Annotated in this window: 1 protein-coding gene and 1 pseudogene; both read left to right on the top strand. The window is 45.3% G+C overall.

Annotation, left to right across the window (positions count from 1 at the left end):
* Positions 1-235: histidine phosphatase family protein (locus R7O13_RS24085; RefSeq protein ID WP_318304829.1), on the top strand; the 235-nt coding region annotated here is incomplete at its 5' end.
* Between the two features lie 144 nt (positions 236-379).
* Positions 380-1,473 (top strand): annotated as a pseudogene (locus tag R7O13_RS24080) (oligoendopeptidase F); the annotation flags it as partial.

Genomic DNA, 1,473 nt, shown 5'->3' with positions numbered 1-1,473 from the left:
ATGTCGCGTCTGGTGTAAAATCATTAACGATATCAATGACAACTTGTTAATTGTCACGCATGGTGGCGTAATTCGAATAATTCTCGCTCATGTTTTGGGCGTGGATTGGCGCAATCCTCAATGGTATTCGACATTGGCGATAGGAAATGCCTCAGTCACTCATATAACAATTACTATTGATGACCAAATTTACGCCTCAGTTCGTTCAATAGGCGTGCCTCTTGTAGAAGATTAAAATCAGGCGCTGTTGGCCTTCAACGCGAAACAAATCAAGGAAGAAAAGCAGCCCTAGTCATGGAAGAAATCGGCTTTCTAAATCCTATCTTGTTAGGAGGAAGAGGAAAGACCGATTCGATTACATCAAAAGGAACTCTAAAAAATGACCACTCCTAGTTGGGACTTATCCATCGTTTACAACGACCTTGCCGACCCTCGAATTCAAGACGATATCGCACTTGTTGAGCAATGTATTGACCTGCTGAATAAGCAATCGCAAGATTGTGAAAATGTTGAAGTGATGCAAAATGCCATTCTGACCAACGAAGCAGCAAGTCGCTTGGCGGGCACTGTCTACAACTTCGCAAATTGCTACTCATCAGTGAACGCTACTAACGCCGAAGCGAAAGCGCTTTCTGGTCGTATGATGCGTATTTTCTCTGAATTGTCTCAAGCGTTTAGTGCTTTCGAACTTACCTTAACGCATGCAGATGATGAGTTCATTGCTCGCGTTCTCGATCACGAAAATCCAGACATCAGCGGTCAAGCTTTCTCTATTATGGAGTCGAGAAAACTGGCAGATACACGCTTGAGTATGGAAGAAGAGAAGCTTTTAGCTGCGATGAGTGTCGATGGCAAATCTGCGTGGGGCAATTTGTACGACAACTTGACGGGTTCGTTAAAGGTTACGTTAGACCATGCTGATGGCACTACTGAAGAGCTCGGTTTCTCCCAAGCTGCAAGTATCCTTTACGGTTCAGAGTTTGACCGCCAAGAAGCGGCATGGCGTGGCGTCCAAAAAGCAATGGAAACGCACCAAGAGTCTTTCGCCGCGATTTTAAATGCACTTGCAGGCTGGCGTTTAACTGAAAACAAAAAGCGCTCGACTAAGCGAGAGGTACACTTTTTAGATCCAAGTTTGTACGGTAGCCGCATTCAATCTGAAACCTTGGCTGCCATGATGAAAGTGGCGAAGGACAGTCGTGATATTGGTCAAAAAGCCGGTAAATTGATGGCGCAAGTGCACGGTTTGGATGAGATGAAGCCGTGGAACCACCTTGCTGCAATGCCTGCATTAAGCGGTGATGCTAAAGTCTACGATTTCAATGAAGCAATCGATGTGATTTGCGAAGCGTTTGAAACCGTCAACCCAGAGATGTCTGAGTTTGTGCGTTTAATGGTTCAAAACGGTTGGATTGATGCCGCGCCAAATGCCAATAAACGTTTGGGGGCGTACTGCACTAAACTACCAGCTAC

The sequence above is a fragment of the Vibrio sp. Y176 genome, assembly GCF_033438945.1.
Note: the sequence above shows the minus strand (reverse complement) of the source record. Positions and strands in the feature narration are given on the sequence as shown.